This window comes from Clostridium sp. CM037 (genome assembly GCF_055081095.1).
Genome location: NZ_CM143650.1, coordinates 870,256 through 890,040, shown reverse-complemented (window position 1 = coordinate 890,040; position 19,785 = coordinate 870,256). Strand labels below are relative to the sequence as shown.

At 33.5% G+C, this 19,785-nt stretch carries 16 protein-coding genes, 20 tRNA genes and 2 pseudogenes; 4 read left to right on the top strand and 34 right to left on the bottom strand.

Going from position 1 to position 19,785, the window contains the following annotated elements; all coding sequences use genetic code 11:
* Nucleotides 1–41: 41 nt before the first annotated feature.
* Together ACWJKP_RS04430 and iorA are read right to left on the bottom strand one after the other, a co-directional pair.
* Nucleotides 42–596 carry an indolepyruvate oxidoreductase subunit beta gene (locus tag ACWJKP_RS04430; RefSeq protein ID WP_165412051.1) on the bottom strand — a complete coding sequence of 185 codons (555 nt, stop codon included), beginning with the start codon at nt 594–596 and terminating at the stop codon, nt 42–44.
* Nucleotides 597–598: 2 nt separating this feature from the next.
* Nucleotides 599–2,350, bottom strand: coding sequence for an indolepyruvate ferredoxin oxidoreductase subunit alpha (gene iorA / locus ACWJKP_RS04425; protein WP_165412052.1), 1,752 nt, complete (start codon nt 2,348–2,350; stop codon nt 599–601).
* A gap of 587 nt (nt 2,351–2,937) precedes the next feature.
* Between iorA and ACWJKP_RS04420 the strand changes: the two genes are divergently transcribed.
* The 4 genes and pseudogenes from ACWJKP_RS04420 to ACWJKP_RS04405 form a co-directional block, all read left to right on the top strand.
* The gene (locus ACWJKP_RS04420; RefSeq protein ID WP_165412053.1) at nt 2,938–3,339 is read left to right on the top strand and encodes a class I SAM-dependent methyltransferase; all 402 of its coding nucleotides are present in this window, start codon (nt 2,938–2,940) and stop codon (nt 3,337–3,339) included.
* Nucleotides 3,340–3,607: 268 nt separating this feature from the next.
* Nucleotides 3,608–4,673: pseudogene (locus ACWJKP_RS04415) on the top strand (IS3 family transposase); the annotation flags it as partial.
* Nucleotides 4,674–5,219: 546 nt separating this feature from the next.
* Nucleotides 5,220–6,701: a group II intron reverse transcriptase/maturase gene (ltrA, locus tag ACWJKP_RS04410; protein ID WP_462961171.1), complete on the top strand. Its 1,482-nt coding sequence runs from the start codon at nt 5,220–5,222 to the stop codon at nt 6,699–6,701.
* 94 nt (nt 6,702–6,795) lie between these two features.
* Nucleotides 6,796–7,065 (top strand): annotated as a pseudogene (locus tag ACWJKP_RS04405) (IS3 family transposase); the annotation flags it as partial.
* 159 nt (nt 7,066–7,224) lie between these two features.
* Here ACWJKP_RS04405 and pyrE read toward each other — a convergent pair.
* The 32 genes from pyrE to ACWJKP_RS04245 all read right to left on the bottom strand — a co-directional run bounded on the left by pyrE (nt 7,225) and on the right by ACWJKP_RS04245 (nt 19,709).
* Nucleotides 7,225–7,791, bottom strand: a complete 567-nt coding sequence (pyrE, locus tag ACWJKP_RS04400; RefSeq protein WP_165412718.1) for an orotate phosphoribosyltransferase — start codon at nt 7,789–7,791, stop codon at nt 7,225–7,227.
* A gap of 11 nt (nt 7,792–7,802) precedes the next feature.
* Nucleotides 7,803–8,699: a dihydroorotate dehydrogenase gene (locus ACWJKP_RS04395; protein ID WP_165412717.1), complete on the bottom strand. Its 897-nt coding sequence runs from the start codon at nt 8,697–8,699 to the stop codon at nt 7,803–7,805.
* Nucleotides 8,692–9,426, bottom strand: coding sequence for a dihydroorotate dehydrogenase electron transfer subunit (locus ACWJKP_RS04390; RefSeq protein ID WP_165412716.1), 735 nt, complete (start codon nt 9,424–9,426; stop codon nt 8,692–8,694). The genes ACWJKP_RS04395 and ACWJKP_RS04390 overlap by 8 nt, the downstream gene beginning before the upstream one ends.
* Nucleotides 9,427–9,461: 35 nt before the next feature.
* A complete protein-coding gene (gene pyrF, locus ACWJKP_RS04385; protein WP_165412715.1) occupies nt 9,462–10,331 on the bottom strand; it encodes an orotidine-5'-phosphate decarboxylase in 870 nt (289 codons plus the stop codon).
* 51 nt (nt 10,332–10,382) lie between these two features.
* On the bottom strand, nt 10,383–11,570 hold the full coding sequence (locus ACWJKP_RS04380) for a dihydroorotase (protein WP_165412714.1): 1,188 nt from the start codon (nt 11,568–11,570) through the stop codon (nt 10,383–10,385).
* 95 nt (nt 11,571–11,665) lie between these two features.
* Nucleotides 11,666–12,100: an aspartate carbamoyltransferase regulatory subunit gene (locus tag ACWJKP_RS04375; protein WP_165412713.1), complete on the bottom strand. Its 435-nt coding sequence runs from the start codon at nt 12,098–12,100 to the stop codon at nt 11,666–11,668.
* Nucleotides 12,100–13,026, bottom strand: a complete 927-nt coding sequence (pyrB, locus tag ACWJKP_RS04370; protein WP_165412712.1) for an aspartate carbamoyltransferase — start codon at nt 13,024–13,026, stop codon at nt 12,100–12,102. Before pyrB ends, ACWJKP_RS04375 begins: the two co-directional genes overlap by 1 nt.
* A gap of 334 nt (nt 13,027–13,360) precedes the next feature.
* Complete coding sequence (locus ACWJKP_RS04365; RefSeq protein ID WP_165412711.1) at nt 13,361–14,476, bottom strand: M56 family metallopeptidase; 1,116 nt, start codon at nt 14,474–14,476, stop codon at nt 13,361–13,363.
* 4 nt (nt 14,477–14,480) lie between these two features.
* The gene (locus ACWJKP_RS04360) at nt 14,481–14,855 is read right to left on the bottom strand and encodes a BlaI/MecI/CopY family transcriptional regulator (protein ID WP_224579030.1); all 375 of its coding nucleotides are present in this window, start codon (nt 14,853–14,855) and stop codon (nt 14,481–14,483) included.
* A 392-nt stretch (nt 14,856–15,247) separates the two neighbouring features.
* Nucleotides 15,248–15,324, bottom strand: a tRNA-Arg gene (locus ACWJKP_RS04355).
* 52 nt (nt 15,325–15,376) lie between these two features.
* A tRNA-Gly gene (locus ACWJKP_RS04350) sits at nt 15,377–15,450 on the bottom strand.
* Between the two features lie 5 nt (nt 15,451–15,455).
* Nucleotides 15,456–15,530 (bottom strand) — tRNA-Gly (locus tag ACWJKP_RS04345).
* Between the two features lie 26 nt (nt 15,531–15,556).
* Nucleotides 15,557–15,641, bottom strand: a tRNA-Leu gene (locus ACWJKP_RS04340).
* 15 nt (nt 15,642–15,656) lie between these two features.
* Nucleotides 15,657–15,732 (bottom strand) — tRNA-Lys (locus tag ACWJKP_RS04335).
* Nucleotides 15,733–15,811: 79 nt separating this feature from the next.
* A tRNA-His gene (locus ACWJKP_RS04330) sits at nt 15,812–15,887 on the bottom strand.
* A 78-nt stretch (nt 15,888–15,965) separates the two neighbouring features.
* Nucleotides 15,966–16,041 (bottom strand) — tRNA-His (locus ACWJKP_RS04325).
* Between the two features lie 4 nt (nt 16,042–16,045).
* A tRNA-Arg gene (locus ACWJKP_RS04320) sits at nt 16,046–16,122 on the bottom strand.
* Nucleotides 16,123–16,157: 35 nt separating this feature from the next.
* A tRNA-Gly gene (locus ACWJKP_RS04315) sits at nt 16,158–16,231 on the bottom strand.
* A 14-nt stretch (nt 16,232–16,245) separates the two neighbouring features.
* Nucleotides 16,246–16,321: transfer RNA gene (locus ACWJKP_RS04310), tRNA-Pro, on the bottom strand.
* A gap of 15 nt (nt 16,322–16,336) precedes the next feature.
* Nucleotides 16,337–16,412: transfer RNA gene (locus ACWJKP_RS04305), tRNA-Lys, on the bottom strand.
* Between the two features lie 4 nt (nt 16,413–16,416).
* Nucleotides 16,417–16,493: transfer RNA gene (locus ACWJKP_RS04300), tRNA-Arg, on the bottom strand.
* Between the two features lie 33 nt (nt 16,494–16,526).
* A tRNA-Gly gene (locus tag ACWJKP_RS04295) sits at nt 16,527–16,601 on the bottom strand.
* A 43-nt stretch (nt 16,602–16,644) separates the two neighbouring features.
* Nucleotides 16,645–16,729 (bottom strand) — tRNA-Leu (locus tag ACWJKP_RS04290).
* Between the two features lie 15 nt (nt 16,730–16,744).
* Nucleotides 16,745–16,820 (bottom strand) — tRNA-Lys (locus ACWJKP_RS04285).
* 4 nt (nt 16,821–16,824) lie between these two features.
* Nucleotides 16,825–16,899, bottom strand: a tRNA-Gln gene (locus ACWJKP_RS04280).
* Between the two features lie 8 nt (nt 16,900–16,907).
* Nucleotides 16,908–16,983, bottom strand: a tRNA-His gene (locus tag ACWJKP_RS04275).
* Nucleotides 16,984–16,987: 4 nt separating this feature from the next.
* Nucleotides 16,988–17,064 (bottom strand) — tRNA-Arg (locus tag ACWJKP_RS04270).
* Nucleotides 17,065–17,099: 35 nt separating this feature from the next.
* Nucleotides 17,100–17,173: transfer RNA gene (locus ACWJKP_RS04265), tRNA-Gly, on the bottom strand.
* A 6-nt stretch (nt 17,174–17,179) separates the two neighbouring features.
* A tRNA-Pro gene (locus ACWJKP_RS04260) sits at nt 17,180–17,255 on the bottom strand.
* A gap of 260 nt (nt 17,256–17,515) precedes the next feature.
* The gene (locus ACWJKP_RS04255; RefSeq protein ID WP_165412710.1) at nt 17,516–17,986 is read right to left on the bottom strand and encodes a metallophosphoesterase; all 471 of its coding nucleotides are present in this window, start codon (nt 17,984–17,986) and stop codon (nt 17,516–17,518) included.
* 64 nt (nt 17,987–18,050) lie between these two features.
* Nucleotides 18,051–18,656: an XTP/dITP diphosphatase gene (locus ACWJKP_RS04250; RefSeq protein ID WP_165412709.1), complete on the bottom strand. Its 606-nt coding sequence runs from the start codon at nt 18,654–18,656 to the stop codon at nt 18,051–18,053.
* Nucleotides 18,657–18,734: 78 nt separating this feature from the next.
* The gene (locus ACWJKP_RS04245) at nt 18,735–19,709 is read right to left on the bottom strand and encodes an AIR synthase family protein (protein WP_165412708.1); all 975 of its coding nucleotides are present in this window, start codon (nt 19,707–19,709) and stop codon (nt 18,735–18,737) included.
* Between the last annotated feature and the right edge of the window lie 76 nt (nt 19,710–19,785).

Here is a 19,785-nt window from a genome sequence, read left to right as displayed (position 1 = left end):
CCCTCCTATTTTGCAGATGAGATTTTTATGTTATTACCTATCTAAATTTCTTCCATACCCCTTAATATAGAAATAATACTTGATTCTTGATATGACTTTTTTATATTTTCCTTAAATATTTCTTTCCAAAAGCTATAATTAAAATCTAATGACTTTAATAAGACTCCGAATAATAAAAAGTTTTCACTTGCATTATTACCTAAATCCTCAACTATTAACCTTGCCTCAACTAACTTAACATTATTGTACCTATCAAAACTATTATTTATTTCCCCTTTATAGGTATCTATATTTGTAGTAGTATTATTAACTATCATAAGTCCATCTTTTTTTAAATAACTTCCCCATCTTAGAGCTTCCAATCTATCAAATCCTAGTATGATATCGGCGGTTCCTTTTTCTATTAATGGTGAATATATCTTATCTCCAAATCTTACTTGAGCATGTACACTACCACCTCTTTGAGACATTCCATGTACTTCTGAAACCTTAACATCATATCCTATAGCCACTAATCCATTAGATAATATATTAGATATGGTAATTACACCTTTTCCACCAATACCTGTTAAAATTATACTTTTCACAGCATTCATAGTTACTCTTCCTCCCTTATTAATTGAAGAGGACAAATTTGCTGGCAAACCCCACAACCTCTGCATTCTAATTTATATATTGTTATAATATTGTTAACTTCTTTAATAGCAGGACATCCTATGGTTGTACACTTTCTACATTTAATGCATTTTTCCGAATCAATGCTATACTTTTTAGTCTTTTCTGTTTTTCTTTTTAACAACTCACAACTACGTCTTGAAATAATGACGAAAGGTTCTTTACTATTTTTAGCTATCATCACACACTCATTAATTGATTGAAGATTTACAGGGTCTATAATTTTTAGATTTTCTTCTTTAATTCCTAAAGCTAATACAATATCCTCTATGTTAATTTTTTGCACACTATCTCCTTGTAAAGTTTTTCTGGTGCCTGGATTTTCTTGACCCCCAGTCATTGAAGTAGTTCTATTGTCTAAAATACACACTACAATCGGAGTTTTATTATATACCGCATTTAACAATCCAGTTATACCAGAATGAAAAAATGTTGAATCTCCAATAAATGCAAATATTCTTTTCCCCATGGGTTTAAAATCTTGTGTTCTTTGCATTCCTATTGCCATTGATATAGATGCCCCCATACATAAAACTGTATCTAGAGCTTTTAGTGGCTCCATTCCACCTAGTGTATAACACCCTATATCTCCTACTGCAATAATATCCTTATGCTGTTTTATTACATGATAAAGTCCTCTGTATGAACAGCCAGCACATAATCTTGGCGTTCTTGGTGGAATTTTGATCTCATCAAAGCACTCATTTTCTTCTCCTTTTATAGCTTTCCTTATTATATCCGGATTAAGCTCTCCACATATAGGAATAATCTCCTTACCTATACAACTTATTCCGATAGTTTTTAATGCTGTTTCAATAAAAGGCTCTCCTTCTTCTACTACATATATTTTTTCTACTTTTGATGAAAACTCTTTAGCTTTTATATTTGGAAATGGGTAGCTCATTCCTAGCTTTAAATATGATACCGTTTGTCCAAATATTTCTTTAACGTACTGATAAGATATTCCACTTGTTATAATACCAATTGAAGATTCATTTAATTCCATTTCATTTAAGCTTGTAGAATTAGCGTAATGTTGAATTGCTTTTAAATTTTCTTCAATTTCAAGATGTCTCCTTCTAGATATTACTGGTATCAACATTCTCTCTAAGTTATTCTTTTTATATTCTCTATAATCCTCTTCCGCTATTTTATCTTTCTGAAATTCTACAATGCTCTTAGAATGAGATACTCTAGTAGTTGTTCTAAGCAACACTGGAGTATTAAATAACTCACTTATTTCAAATGCCTCTATCATAAAATCCTTACACTCTTGTGAATTTGATGGTTCTATTAATGGAATTTTAGCATGGCTTGCATATATTCTATTATCTTGTTCATTTTGGGATGAATGAATACCAGGATCATCTGCGGAAATAATCACTAAACCTGCATTAACCCCCTCATAAGTCATATTAAAAAGTGGATCAGCAGCAACATTTACCCCTACATGTTTCATGGCTGTTAGACTCCTAACCCCAGCCAAACATGCTCCTGCAACTACCTCTAGTGCAACTTTTTCATTAGGTGCCCACTCTGCATATACACCCTTATATAAACTTATAGCTTCACTTATCTCAGTACTTGGCGTCCCTGGATATGATGATACTATTTTACAACTAGCTTCATAAGCTCCTCTTGCAATTGCTTCATTTCCCGACATTAAAGATTTCATTAAATTTCCTCCTCAAAATAAATAATATTATAGAAATTATAAAACACATTTACTTTAATTCCTTTATATTGAGTTATTGCATATTATTATACAATATCTAATAAATTTTGTAAATAAACTTATCATATTTTGTATAAAAATGTCTTAAACTCCATCAGAAGACAATTCCCTCATTAATCCCCTAGTTTATCTCCATTCTGCTCAATTCTAAATCTAAAGAATTATTAAAAATATAGATTTTGTTATTGGAGGTTTTCATTTATTTAATTCTGTATCTCATAAATATGAAACTATAGAATTTATAATCGATATAGGAATATATTTGAGTACAAACACCCAGTATATAATTAACTCAATAAGGGAGGAAAGTATTAATTTACAATATAGGATTATTTCAAAATTTTATGATTTAGTAGACGTTTTCTACTTTAATTGTACAAATACCAATCCAAGAAAAGGTATATTAACTTTATATCAGAGGGAAAATCAAAAGTATTGGAAGTTTGTATTGGAACGGTTACCAACAGTATTATTATTGCAGATAATAGAATAAACACTGAAATAGTTGGCATTGATTTATCTAAAGAATGTTAGCACTTGCCAAAGAGAAAATAGAAAAAAGGGGAATAAGAAATATCGAAACCCTTGTTATGGATGCAACAAATATGAACTTTGATGACAATTATTTTGATGTCGTCTTAATTTCATTAGTTTTACACGAAGTTGATGATAATATAAGGTATGAAATAATCAAAGAAGCCAAAAGAGTATTAAAAAACAAAGGCAAAATAGTTGTCGTTGAATGGGCTCAACCTAAAAAACTTATTCAAAAACTTCTATTTTTAATTATTAAACTATTAGAACCAAAGGGATTTAAAGAGTTTTTACAATTGGACATAAAAGAATATATTGAAAAATTTTCTCTAAAAGTCTTGAGTGAGAAAAAATGTGATTATACTCGAATATTTGAAATTACAAAAGAAGAATAATTTTAGTAACATAGTGCGTTATCTCCTTAAGCAACTATTAGCAGCCCAATTATATCTTTTTTCTTAGAGAATGCTAATAAAAGTATATATTGCGTAGAATGCGTTCGAGCAAGCCTTAGTAATTCTTAATTAATATTATTTTCAGTTGAGTAAATAAAAATGCATGTTTGAACGCAGTAAAATGTACCCTATAGAGTAGACGATTAAAAAAAAACTACCCTATGGGGTTTTTCTATGTATAATGGAATAAAGGATTAGGGGTGAATAAATGAGCATTAAGAATTTTACAGAAAAAGAAGTGAAAGTGTTATCCAAAAATAAATATGTAACAAATGTTAGTATTAAAGGTATAACTTACACTGATGAATATAAACGCATTTTTGTAACAGAGAATGAAAAGGGCAAATCTATAAAAGAAATATTTAAAGAATATGGTTTTGATATAGACGTTCTTGGAAATGATCGAATTAGATCAGCAGCTTACAGATGGCGGACTGCATATAGAAAAAAGGTGTAATAGGACTGAATGATACAAGGAAATCAATGTGCGGAAGATCAAGTGGGAAAGATCTTCCCATAGAAGAAAGATATAAACGTCTTAAGGTCCAAGTTAATTTACTTAAAGCTGAGAATGAATTACTAAAAAAAATCGACATCCTAGAAAGAAGGCTGGTAAAGAAAAAATAATATTAGTAGCAGAAGAAAAATATATTCTTATCAATTCACAAATTAAAAAATATAAACTCAGAAATATGCTTAGCCATTTATGCAGTGTGTCGGGGGTATCCCGTTCAGGCTACTACAACTATTTCTCAGTTAGTTCACAAGGAGTTAGGAATCAACGTGACGATCATGATCAAATAGTGCGAGATACTATCTTAAAAGCATATAACTTTAAAGGCCGCAAAAAAGGAGCTAGACAAATTAAAATGACGTTAGAAGGCGAATTTGGTATCGTTTACAATTTGAAACGTATCCGTAGGATAATGAAGAAATACCAAATTGTATGTCCTATTAGAAAAGCAAATCCTTATAAAAGGATGATGAAAGCCACCCTCGAACATGCTGTTTTACCAAATCTATTAAATAGAAACTTCAAGCAAAATATACCTGGCAAGGTATTGCTTACAGATATAACTTATTTGTTTTATGGAAAGGGTCATAGGGCGTATTTATCAACGATTAAGGATTCCTCTACAAATGAAATACTGGCATATAATGTGTCAGCTAATATTAAGATGGATATAGTCACTGATACTATACTAAAGCTAAAAAAGAATAGAAATATTAAAATATCTAAAGATGCATTTATTCACTCAGATCAAGGTTGTCATGTGCGACAAGAAGTCGCGTAATATATTGTCGAAAGACTACCCTATCCATTCGGGGTAACCCTATCATGACTAGCGTGGATGGTAACGTCTGGGTTAGAAAGCTCATGAGACGATGTGGAAGTTCGAGAAGCCTAATCTGGAACAACTGCTAGGGTAAGAATGCTATGGAGAACGTAAAGTGAATCACTGTAGGAATCGTTACGCTGGAGAAAGCGAAATAGGCTGAAACGCTTTGACCAAAAGGTACGGAGTCAAGCAAAGGCCAACTGTTAAACCAATGCGATTGGATGAAGCACTCCCGGTTTAAAGGTGGCTCTTAAGGCATTCATAATTATATATTACGTGGAACTTGGTAAACCCTATATATTCCTTAAACATAAGGTATCTACCCGCAAGGTGAAGAAATGATATAGAGGGCAGAAGAAAAGGATAAAAAGCGAAAGCCGTTTTTGTAATAAAAACAGATAAGAGTTCAAACTTTGCTCTAACCTGAAAGGGTGCTGACTTGTCCTATGGTATTTCTTGTCAGGAAAGGACGGTAAACTTATGAATTTTAATAACTCAACGACGGATAAAACCGAGAGGCTAAAAGACACTAAAACACTTGCAGACAAATGGGATTCCATTGATTGGATACAAGTACAAAATGATGTTAATAGGCTACAGTCCCGTATCGCTAAGGCAACAGTGAAAGGTGATAAAAACAAAGCAAAACAGCTACAATATTTACTGACACATTCTTTTTCGGCAAAAGCCTATGCAGTGAAAAAGGTAACCACCAACAAAGGAAAGAAGACATCAGGTGTTGATAAAAAACTATGGTCCACTTCTGCCTCAAAAATGAAAGCGGTACTTAAACTTAATGGTAAACATTACAAATCAAAACCACTCAAAAGAGTTTATATTGCAAAAAAAGGCAAGAATAAGAAGCGACCTTTAGGAATCCCGACAATGTATGATAGAGCAATGCAGACTTTATATGCATTAGCACTCGAACCGATTGCTGAAACCAAAGGTGATAACATCTCGTTTGGGTTTCGTCAGGGAAGAAGTGCCAAAGATGCATGTGAACAAATATTTAATGTACTAGCAAGAAAATGCTCTCCTACATGGATATTAGAAGGAGACATAAAGGGATGCTTTGATAACATCAACCATAGTTGGTTACAAGAAAACATTCCAATGGATAAAAGAATCATGAAACAGTTTCTGAAATCAGGGTTTATATACGAGGGTAAGTTATTTCCGACGGACACATGTTCTCCGCAAGGAGGTGCCATATCAAGTCTTTATGCAAACATGGCACTTGATGGTCTTGAAAAGGTGATTCAAGATAAATACCATCGTAACACAAAAGGGAATATCGAAAATCACTATCGTGCAAAAACCAAAGTAAATCTAGTACGATATGCTGATGACTTTATAATAACTGCAAATACTAAAGAAGTTGCAATAGAACTTAAAGAAGTTGTTAGTCAGTTTCTTGAAACTCGAGGACTAGTGTTATCTGAAGAAAAGACTAGAATTACCCATATAAATGAAGGTTTTGACTTTCTAGGTTGGACATTTCGGAAATTCAAAGAAAAACTTATTGTTAAACCTTCAAAAGGTTCAATAAAAAGCTTGATAAGGAAATGTTCCACTATTATTCTTAAAGAAGGGAAAGCATGCACTCAATCGGATATAATTCGTAGACTCAATTCTGTAATAAGAGGTTGGACTAACTATCATAAACACACGGTAGCCAGTCAAGTTTTTTCTTACATTAACAACACACTTTATTACTTATTACATTATTGGGCAAAGCATCGACACCCAAATAAAAATAAACGGTGGCGAATTAATAAGTATTGGCATCAGAAGGGATACAAAATATGGGTTTTTATGACAGAAGACTATTCTCTTATTAATTTAAGGCGAATCAAAATAGTCCGACACCCAAATTTGAAAATCTCTCAAAATCCTTTTTTACATAAGGAATATTTTGTTAAAAGAAGAATGAAACTACAATCACTGAATGCCGCCTGAAAAGGTGAAGAAATGCTTGAGCCGTATGAGCGGGAAACTCTCACGTACGGTTCTTAGACGAGGGGAAGGGAGCAATCCCTTTTCTTTAGTCGATTATACAAGTCCAATCCTTCAAAATCTCGTTAAAAGTTGTGGACTAGGACAATCTATGTCAAGACGTGGAAACTGTTGGGATAACGCTCCACAGGAATCATTCTTCGGTCATTTCAAAGATGAGGCAAACATAAAAGAGTGTCAAACATTAGTAGAGTTAAAGAAAGAAATTAAAAAATATATGATCTATTATAATAGATATAGATATCAATGGGATTTGAAAAAGATGACTCCTGTTCAATACCGAAATCATCTTTATAATTCAATATAGTTTTTTCTAATTGTCCTTGACAAAGGGTACAGATTACAGTGAGTTTGCATTTTTTAGCAACTTAAAATAATATTAATTTTAGAATTCCTTGGCAAAGTGAGCGCATTTCAGCAATATATACTCTTTATTACAGCATTCTCTGAGAAAAAAAGATTACATTTATTTTATATTTCTACTACCAGGTTTTATGTAAGCTGTTCCAGCTTTACAAAGTGGGCACTCTGATGGATCGTAACTTTCAATATCTAGTTTTATTGAGCTATAGATAGGATAATCAATAGTGCTACTTCCTCTATCTACTATGCAACATATCCCAACTACTTCTGCCCCAAGTTCTTTTAAGACTTTTATTGTTTCTAAAGAAGACTTACCAGTAGTCACTACATCCTCTGTAATTAAAACCTTTTGTCCCTTTTTAATTTCAAATCCACGCCTAAGTTCGAAGGTGCCGTTTACTCTTTCAGTAAATATAGCAGGCTTTCCTGTTTGTCTACCTACTTCATAAGCTACTATTATTCCACCCATAGCAGGGCCTACTACAACATCAAAATCTATATCTTTAATTTTATCAACTACTACACTTAACACCTTTTCAGCCTTGTCTGGATACTGAAGCAATTTTGCACATTGGCAATACCTATTGCTGTGTCTTCCTGAAGATAACAGAAAATGTCCCTCAAGTAGGGCACCTGATTCTTTTAATATATCTAAAACATTAATATTCATAGTATCTCCTCCTATATAATTCCTCTAATTTCACTTAAATCTTTAATTCCTTCTTTTATCATATACTTCTCAATTCCGTCGATTATATCATTGCAAATATCCGGTTTTATGAAATTAGCTGTTCCAACTTGAACCGCCTCTGCTCCCACCATTATAAATTCTATAGCATCTTCAAAGCTAGTTATACCACCCATCCCTACAACTGGTATATTTACGACCTTGCATACTTCATGCACCATCCTAAGTGCCATAGGTTTTATAGCCGGTCCCGATACCCCTGCATATATATTATTAAAAATCGCTTTACGCTTATGTATATCCACTGCCATACCTTTAAAAGTATTTATTAAAGATAATGCATCTGCTCCAGCTTCACAGCATTTATATGCCATATCTACTATGTCTTCTGCATTAGGTGAAAGCTTAACCATAAGAGGTTTCTTGCAAATACTCTTAATTTCTTTCACTGCATCATATGCTACCTTTGATTTAATTCCAAAAGCCATACCCCCACATTTTACATTAGGGCAGGATATATTTAATTCGACTATATCTATAGCCTCATTATTTAATCTTTCTATTGCCATCATGTATTCTTCTATACTACCTCCACCAACATTTGCAATTATAGCTGTGTTATATTGTTGCATTTGCGGAAGTTGTGTATTTATAAAATTTTCAATACCTGGATTTTGAAGTCCTACACTATTTAGCATTCCCCCACGGGTTTCATAAATTCGTATTCCATCATTACCTTGCTTTTCATTTATCGTAAGACCTTTACTTGATATGCCGCCAAGTCTTCCAATATCGTAATACTTACTATACTCCTCGCCAAATCCAAAAGTTCCAGATGCAGCTATGACTGGATTTTTTAAATGCACACCGCATAATTCTACTTTAGTCATTAAAAATCAAATCCTTTCCTTCAAAGACTGGACCATCCTTGCAGGTTCTCTTATTTCCACCCACGGTTTTACAAGTACATACAAGACATGCACCTATTCCGCAAGCCATATGGTTTTCCATAGACACATATACTGGCACTTTTGCATCACGACACATATTTACAACCTTTTTCATCATAATTTCTGGTCCACAGCAAATAACAGTTTCATATTCTTTTACATTTATTATGTCTGTTACGTATCCCTTATGACCAATTTTACCACTTTCTGTGGATAAGTTAATTTTATTTACATATTTTTCCACAGAATCCACAGAATAATCCACAGACCTAAACCCTGCATACAAATCTATTTCACACGACCTAAGTTTTTTTATCAGATAAACAAGTGGTGCTATTCCAATTCCTCCAGATACAACAGCAATTTTCCCTTTTATTTTTTCCACATCAAATCCATTTCCGAGTGGTCCCATTATCTGAAGTTCATCATTTTCGCGAAGCTTACTAAGATATTTTGTACCTTGACCTACTATTTGGTATAAAAAACTTATTTTCTCATCATCCACATCATACACACTTATAGGTCTCGGTAATAATGGCTCCGAGTCTTCTACCTTTAACATAAAAAATTGTCCTGGTTTTACGTTAAACTTTCCCTTTATAGAAAGCTTATACACACCATCACTTATTTCAACATTTTCATATGTCTTTTCTACTGAACATATCAAATAAACCCCTCCAGCATTTTAATAAATAATATATCTTATTTTTGGTTTGCGGCTTTTCTTATTTCGTCTCTCATTTTTATAGCTTCTTCGCGAGCACACTGTTCAAAACGAATTTGCCCATTTTCTGCTTTCTTGTATGCAAGCAAAATACTTCTAGATGCATTTACTACTCCACCATTTCCATTTTTTAAATATATGGCTACATCTTTCGCTGCTCCACCTTGTGCTCCATAACCTGGTATTAAGAAGAACATTTTTTGAAGATCATTTCTCATCTTTAATCCTTCATCTATATGCGTGCACCCAACTACTCCACCTATGGAGCTATATCCACATTCTCCAATAAATTCACTTCCGATTTTTAATAACTTTTCCCCCACAATATCATAAACCTTTTTATTTTCTTTATTCTCTATGTACTCTATATCTTCTGCTCCTTTATTAGAGGTTCTTACTAGTGAGAATAATCCCTTTTCCTTATTTTTTAAATAAGGAAGATATGGTTCAATACTATCCATCCCCATGTATGGATTTATAGTTATAAAGTCACTTTCAAAATCCCCTTCAAAATGAGCTTTAGCATACATTTGTGCAGTTTTTGCAATGTCTCCTCTTTTAATATCTGCAATCACTATGCCACCTTTGCTTTTTATATAACTCAAGGTGTCTTTGTATACTTTTAAACCTTTTAATCCAAGAGCTTCATAATATGCTATTTGCACCTTATAACAAGCTGATACATCAAAAGTAGCATCAATTATCATTTGATTAAATCTGTATAACGCGTGCTCCTCATGCATAAACTTATTCCTAAACTCTACTGGTAAATATTCTAAATCCGTATCAAGCCCAACGCATACATGACCGTTTTTTTCTACACTTTTAAATAATTTATCTATAATCAAAGATTATTCCGCCTTTACCGTTTTATTTACAAATCAACTCTTTGTTTGTTTCTACTTATCTTTATAAATTATTCTCCCTGCCTTAATCGTGCACATTACCCTGCCTACTACAGCCTTACCCTCAAATGGGGAATTGTGTCCTTTAGATAAAAACTGCGAAGGATCAATGTTATATTTAGATTTAGTATCTAACAGTACCAAGTCTCCATCATAACCTATTTTTATTTCGCCCTTGTTAAATCCCATAATTTTAGCTGGGTTTTTTGACATCAATTCAGAAAGTTTATTTAAAGTAATATGACCTTCTCCTACCAATTTAGTGTAGCATACAGGAAATGAACTTTCTAGTCCTGATATACCAGGAGCGCCCTTTATTTTATCCTCAACACTATGTGGCGCATGGTCAGTAGCTATAACATCCACAAAGCCATCTTTTATAGCTTGTATTAAGAAGCTTACATCCTCAACTTTCCTCATAGGTGGATTTACCCTATAGTTTGTTTCTTCTGTTAATGCTAGATGATGCGGCGTAACTTCACAGGTTATTCGTCCCCCCTGCTGTTTTCCTTTTATAATATCTTGCATAGCTTCTTTTGTACTAACATGAGCTAAGTGAAGTTTACAACCTGTGAATTTTGAAAGGGCTATATCTCTCCATGTCATCATATTTTCAGCAAGCCTTGTATCAACTTCTACTAACTCTTCATTTTCAGCATGAGATATTACTGTTAAATCCTTTTCTTTAGCTTTAACCATTGCCTCAAGCATTATACGACTATCATAAACCCCTTTACCATCATCCGATATAAATCTTACTTCATTGGTTAACTGACCTAGGTGATCTATAGATTTCCCCAATAGATCCTCTGTAATAGATGCACATTGATGAATGTCCAGGAGATTTATTTCCCTAGATTTTTTGAGCACCTTATCTATTGTATCCATTGAGTTACATACTGGTTTTGTATTTGCCATAAGGTTTACCGCAGTATATCCACCCCGCACTGCAGCCTGGCTTCCCGACAGTATATCTTCTTTATATGTATACCCCGGTTCTCTAAAATGACTGTGAAGATCTATAAAAGAAGGGGCTAAAATATATCCCTCTCCATTTATTACCTCACAGTCTTTTTCTAGTTTTTTTCCTATTTCATATATTGTTCCTTTATTTATATAAACATCGCCAATAAAATCCTGTGATGAATCAACTACCCTTGCGTTCTTAATTAACAATTCCATAGTTCTACCATCCCTTCACACTGCATTACGATTTTTTTGTACGGTCTAAGTCACAATTTAAACCGTACACTTTATATTAATAATTATGTGTTTTATTACGATACAGTAGTATGGTTATTAATCTCATCACAATATATACATCTATACTCGCCCTTTTCACTATTTGCTAAGTAGAAACTATTCAAAATTTCTTGCTCTACAGATGTTATGCATCTTGGATTATTGCATCTTATAACATTATCAATTTTATCTGGCAGCTTTAGTTTAACTTTATTTTCAATTTTTTCTCCAGTTATTATATTTATTGTTATGTTAGGGTCTATAAACCCCAACACTGTAAAATCTATATCAATCTCGTTTTCTATTTTAATTATATCCTTTTTTCCGAGCTTCCCGCTATGTGCATTCATAATAAGTGCCACTGTAAATTGAGCATTATCAAGACCTAAATAGTTGAATATTTTGAGTCCTACACCCGCTTTAATATGATCTATTACTATTCCTCTTTTTATGCTATTTATTGTTACCATTACTTATCCACCCCCAAAAGTTTAGCAATAAGTGCCATTCTTGCATACATACCATATTTTGCTTGTCTAAAGTAACATGCCCTTGGATCAGCGTCGATTTCCACAGCTATTTCATTAACTCTTGGTAGTGGATGAAGAATTATCATATCTTTCTTAGCTTTTAACATTTTTTCTTTATCCAGTATATAAATATCTTTAAGTCTTATATAATCTTCCTCGTTAAAAAATCTTTCTTTTTGAACTCTAGTCATATATAAAATATCTAAATCTCCAATAACATCCTCTAATTTTTCAACTTCAAGGAACTCCATATTATTTTTTTCCAATACTTCCGATTTAATGTATTTAGGAATTGTTAATTCATTTGGTGAAATTAGTATAAATTTAATGTTTTCATATCTTGACATGGCTTTTATTAATGAGTGAACTGTTCTACCAAACTTTAAATCACCACAAATTCCTATGGTTAAGTTTGATAATGACCCTTTAATATTTCTTATGGTTAAAAGATCTGTTAATGTTTGAGTTGGATGTTGATGCCCACCATCACCGGCATTTATTACTGGCATTTGAGAGTGCATAGATGCAACTTTAGGAGCTCCTTCTTTGGGATGTCTCATGGCTGCAATATCTGCATAACATTCTACTGTCCTTATAGTATCTGCTACACTTTCCCCTTTTGCTGCCGAACTTGATTTCGCCTCAGAAAAACCTAAAACCTGACCTCCAAGTCTTAACATTGCCGCTTCAAAGCTTAATCTTGTTCGTGTGCTTGGTTCATAAAATAATGTTGCCAAAACTTTCCCATCACAGATATGAGAAAAATTTTCAGGTTTTTTAATTATTTCATCTGCATAATCAAAAATCTCCTCAAGCTCTAGTATTGTAAAATCCATTGGTTCAATTAAGTGTCTTCCTTTTAGCATATTACATCCACTCCTTCTCAGCCTCTCTGGGCTAAATTTAAAGGTACTATAGTACTTTTAATATTACATTTTCTTTTAAACAAAAAACGCCATCTCTTTTATGAGAAGGCGTAGTAATATCGCTGTAAAAAATCTACTTCCTTCTCAGCCTCTCGGGCAAAATTAAAGGTTCTTTATTCTTTTATTTATAATACTATATATTTTAATCCCTGTCAACATAATTTACCACAAAATCATAGCTCATAAATTTCTAGTTTTAACTTTTTTAATAAGTTAAATTTTAAATATCAAGACTTTTTCAGTTGCCTCATTTCAATGACCTTTTTTTATGTAGTTATTTATATGCTTCAGGCGATATCTCTGATGATGCTTGAATAGTTTTATAATAAACTTTTGTACCATCTTTATTTAAAATCTTCAAATCCCCCTCTTTGGCTCCTTGCTCTAAATTATCCTGCAATTCCTGTTTAACTTTATTCATATCATCATTAATATGCTCTTCTGGAGTATCCGCAAATACATTTACTGAAAATAATGATGCTCCTGATATTACAAGTAGTAATGCTCCTGTGATTATTCCTTTTTTCTTTGATTTCAAATTTAACATACTCTCAATTCTCCTATTCATTATATTTTTATCATCATTAAAGGGTGATATTAAGCTATTTGATAATTTAAACTGATTATTAAATTTCATTGAGTTTATAAGTGTTAAGGCATAATTTTTTCTTTCATCTATTCCTAGTGATTTTAAGAGCTTTTCATCACAGGATAATTCACAATCTTCATTTAAAATATTTTTTAACTTATAAATTAAAGGATTAAAGAAATGTAATGATATAACTAAAATGCTTAGAAGTTTATATATCCAATCTTTTCTTTTAAAATGAATCAATTCATGTTTTATTATCCATTTTAAATCTTCATCTTCATATGTTCTTTCTGGTAATATAATTGTTGGTTTTACTATACCTATAATAAATGGTGTTGAAATACTACTGCAAAATTTAAGAGGAATATTTCTTTTGATACCCATTTCATTTTTCGATTTGCTATATATTCTCATGATTTTTACATTGTATATATTTCTTGAAGTCTTTTTAATACTGCTATTAAATTTTTTGTTACATAAAATAATAAATAAAAATATTATTGTAGATGTTATGAAATAAAGATATGGAATTATACTTATAACATGACTAATTTTAGCCATGTTATCATAGATACCACTAGGAATTACATTATCTTTTACCATTAACACATTCTTAGGAACATATATTGAAATTTTAAGGGGCAGAACCATTTTTAAAATTATAACTATACAAATATAGTAATTGAAATTTGCACTATATTTACTAAGTACCTTTTTTCTAAATATTAATAGCAATAAAATCCAAAAGGTTCCTATTAATGAGGCTTCTATAATGTATTCAAACAATGTTTTTACCATATTATCACCTATTTTTTATCATTCTATCTAGTTTTTCTAAATCCTCGTCTGATAATATGTCCTTAGTATCATGTAACATTGATACAAGGCTAGTTAAAGAATTACCATGAATATTTTTAAGGAATTCCTTTGTTTCTAAAGACTTATATTCTTTTTCTTCTACCTTTGGAAAATAGTAAAACTGCTTTCCTCGTTTTTCTGCTGAAAGAAAATCCTTTTTTATTAAACGTTTTAGAAGTGTAGCTGTTGTTCCAGCTTTCCATCCCTTTTGAAGAGTGATTATCTCAGCAACCTGGTTTGTTGATAAAGTTTCTTCATTACTCCAAATTAAATTCATAACTTCCAATTCTGTTTGTGGAAGTTTTTTTAAATCCATCATTAAAGCCTCCTTTAATTTAATAATACAAACGTATTATTAAATTGTCAATACATTTGTATTATTTTCTTTAATAAGTATAATTACAACTATAGCTATTTAATCTTTATTATATTAATACCTTACGATTTAAGTCATACCTATGCTACTCTCCTATTTGAGCTAAAGAAGAGCCCAAAATAGTACAAAGTCATCTAGGTCATAGTAATATTTCTATTACCTTAAACACCTATACTCATGTACTTGAGATTATGAAGGCGAAGGCTGATACAAAACTTAATGACTTGTATAATTATATGGGGTCAAAATAACCCTCATTTTTTCATAAAATTTTATAAGGGTCAAAAGAGGGCAAAAGTAAAAGCCTTACAAACTTAGTGTTTGCAAGGCTTTGGTGGTGCGCCCAGAGGGAGTCGAACCCACGGCCTTCAGATTCGAAGTCTGCCACTCTATCCAACTGAGCTATGGGCGCATAATAAAATAATTTTTAAAAAGTCTTTAGTATAAATACTAAAGACTTTTATTGGAGCGGGTAGAGGGAATCGAACCCTCGTAATTAGCTTGGAAGGCTAACACTCTACCATTGAGTTATACCCGCATGTTTGGAGCGGGAGACGAGATTCGAACTCGCGACGTTCACCTTGGCAAGGTGACGCTCTACCACTGAGCCACCCCCGCATATTGTTGTTTTTATAAATAGTATTTGGTGCAGGTGAAGGGAGTTGAACCCATACACCCGAAGGCGCTAGATCCTAAGTCTAGTGCGTCTGCCAATTCCGCCACACCTGCATATTATTACTATTTTGGTGGCTTACCGGGGAATCGAACCCCGGACACCATGATTAAAAGTCATGTGCTCTACCAACTGAGCTAGTAAACCTTATTAGTTAAATTCAAACCTATACATCTAAGTAAAGAGTCCGATGCCTTACGGTTTTGAAAGGCATCCCAATTTTTAATGGGGTGGACGATGGGACTCGAACCCACGACAACCAGTACCACAAACTGGCGCTCTACCAACTGAACTACGTCCACCGTATTGGGAATTTTAAATTTATTAAGGTTATATTATTTTCTAATACAATACCCTTTATTTGTAACTTTATTTTTAAATGGGGTGGACGATGGGACTCGAACCCACGACAACCAGTACCACAAACTGGCGCTCTACCAACTGAACTACGTCCACCGTATGGTGCGTCTTAAGGGATTCGAACCCCTGGCCCACGCCTTAGAAGGGCGTTGCTCTATCCAACTGAGCTAAAAACGCTTATATGTTAATGCTCAGTTGAACGTTAACATATTTGGAGCGGGTAGAGGGAATCGAACCCTCGTAATTAGCTTGGAAGGCTAACACTCTACCATTGAGTTATACCCGCATATTATATTTTAATGGTCGGGGTGACAGGGATTGAACCTGCGACCTCATGGTCCCAAACCACGCGCGCTCCCAGCTGCGCTACACCCCGGCATATATTAAAAAATGGTGCGACATCGGGGGCTTGAACCCCGGACACCCTGATTAAGAGTCAGGTGCTCTACCAACTGAGCTAATGACGCATATTGGTGCATCTTAAGGGATTCGAACCCCCGGCCCACGCCTTAGAAGGGCGTTGCTCTATCCAACTGAGCTAAAGATGCTTGTATACTTAAACTAATATGTATAAACATATTTGGAGCGGGAGACGAGATTCGAACTCGCGACGTTCACCTTGGCAAGGTGACGCTCTACCACTGAGCCACCCCCGCATATTATTGTTTTTACACATAGTAATTAATTTGTAAATAGTAATGGTGCAGGTGAAGGGAGTTGAACCCATACACCCGAAGGCGCTAGATCCTAAGTCTAGTGCGTCTGCCAATTCCGCCACACCTGCATATTATTACTATTTTGGTGGCTTACCGGGGAATCGAACCCCGGACACCATGATTAAAAGTCATGTGCTCTACCAACTGAGCTAGTAAACCTTATTGGCTGGGATAGCAGGATTTGAACCTACGGATGCCACAGTCAAAGTGTGGTGCCTTACCGCTTGGCGATACCCCAGCATTAAATGGGGTGGACGATGGGACTCGAACCCACGACAACCAGTACCACAAACTGGCGCTCTACCAACTGAACTACGTCCACCGTATGGTGCATCTTAAGGGATTCGAACCCCTGGCCCACGCCTTAGAAGGGCGTTGCTCTATCCAACTGAGCTAAAGATGCTTATATATTAGTGTTTAAATAAACATTAATATATTTGGAGCGGGTAGAGGGAATCGAACCCTCGTAATTAGCTTGGAAGGCTAACACTCTACCATTGAGTTATACCCGCATATAGTGGTCGGGGTGACAGGGATTGAACCTGCGACCTCATGGTCCCAAACCACGCGCGCTCCCAGCTGCGCTACACCCCGCTACCCATTAAACTTTAAAACCATTTAATGTCCTAAATTAATCCTGACCTCATAACCATTTAAATTCAATGATTTTTTCTGACGACATGGATTATTCTACACCATATGTTTTAATACGTCAATACTTTTTTTAAAACTTTCTCATTTTAATATTAAAATAAATCTTATCAACGTGTTATTTTTTATTTTAACTTATTTTAGTCTGATTAAAAAAACTAAAATTTTAGAAGTTCACATTTAAAATACCTAGCTATAAACAACTAGAATCTTATCAAATTTGGCTCTATGCATCCCTGGTTGATACTTATAATAGCAAAGCTCCTAGCTCCATCTCTTGGTAGTGACGCACTTCCAGGATTTATATACCATATTCCTTCTTCAAAATCTATTTTTCCAATATGTGTATGTCCATACAAGACTATGTCAGCCCCCGTTTCTAAAGCCTTATATCTTAATTTAGCCAAACTCTCTTTTACACTATATCTATGTCCATGAGTTAAAAAAATTTTTTTCAAGCAAATTTCTTTTACCCTGTCATTAGGTGTACTTGTAGAAAAATCACAATTGCCTTTAACATTAATTATTTCTCCATTATAATGCTTTCTTATAATGGATATGTCGTCTACATTATCGCCTAAGTGAATCAACACATCTAATCCCTTTATTTCGCATCCTAGCCGTTCTATGCTGCTAATAATGCCATGTGTATCGCTTATAACACCTATTCTCATTTAAAATCACCCTCTTCATTAATATAACGTATGCATCTTAGACTTTTTTTGAGATGCCTAATAATTATACATCATATATTAATTTTTCAAGCTCACCTTTTAGTTTATCTAGTGCCCTTCCCCTATGACTAATAGCATTTTTTTCATTACTTTCCATCTGTGCAAAAGTTTTATTGAATTTTTCCACAAAAAATAGCGGGTCATATCCGAAACCTTCTTCACCTCTAAAATCTGCTGTGATTATCCCCTTTGACTCTCCTTGTACTTTTACTATTTCATCTTTATTAATTATAAGTACCATTGCGCAAATGAATTTAGCTTTTCGCTGTTCTTCTGTTTTGCCATCTAAAAGGTGCAATAATTTTTCATTATTCGCTTTAGTATTTCCGTGTTCCCCCGCAAACCTCGCTGAAAAAATGCCTGGAGCTCCATTTAATGATTCTACTGCTAATCCCGAATCATCGGCAAGTACCATATTCCCATGGGCTATTTTGAAAATTTCACTTGCCTTTATATCTGCATTCTCCATGAAAGTGCTTCCTGTTTCCTCTACATCAATGTTAATATTGGCTTCTTTTAAAGATAGTACTTCAAAAGGAAACCGTGATAATATTTCTTTTATTTCCTTAATTTTATGGTCATTATTACTAGCAACTATTAATCTTCTCATTGTATACTCCTCACAACTCTCTAGGGTAGATAATAATTAGTAATCATTATCTACTCTAAAAGTAATCTATTTTAAAAATTATATACTAAATAACTCATCTCTAGTAGGGGGCAAAACATCTTTGCAAGTTTCATCTTTTACTAATATCCCTCTAGACGCAGTCATTTTTCCTATTACCGTAGCTTGTACTCCATTGCTATTTAATTTATCCACCAATTCTTTCCCAGATGCCACCGTTATTAGCATGCTTCCAGAAGATATAAATTTCAAAGGGTCAATATTAAGTCTTTCACATATTTTATATGTAATATCACTAATTGGCATTTTATCACTATATGCCTTAAATCCTAAATCGCTGGCCTCCGCGACTTCCCATAATGCTCCTAGAACACCACCTTCAGTTATATCATGCATAGAATTAACCCCGAACTCTCCTGCTATACGTCCTTCATTAACCACACTAATACCACTAATATAGTCTTTAGCTACCTCTATTTCTTTAAGAGTTAAAACACCTTGTATCTTGTCTAAATGATCATTTACTATAATTGAAGTTCCTTCCATACAAAGCAGTTTGGTAACGACAATTTCATCTCCGATTTTTGCACCTGAAGTTGCCACAGCACCTTGTGCTTTCCCTTTTCCTATAGCAGTACATGAAACTATTATTTTATTTACAGAGTCTGTAACCTCAGTATGTCCACCTAATATCTCCACATTCAGTTTTTTTGTCTCTTGATCGATTTCACTCATAATATTTTTTATATCTTCTATCGTCGCTGTTGGCGGTACAAGAATTGTAACTAAAATGCCTACAGGCTCAACTCCACAAGAAGCTATATCATTGCAATTTATATGAACTGCTAATTTGCCCATATTTTTATCAGCTGCGGTTATTGGATCTGTAGATACTACGCACTCATATTCGCCAAAATTTATTACACTGCAGTCTTCGCCTATTCCACTTCTAATTCTTACATCGCCCCGGACAACACTTTTATTGTTGTCAATTATTTGTTTTAAGTCATCCCAATTTAATTTTCCAACTTTCATTTAAATTCTTCCTTTCTAATTTCATAAATCTAGCACATTTTAACAATTGTAATCATATTATCTATATAAGTACTAA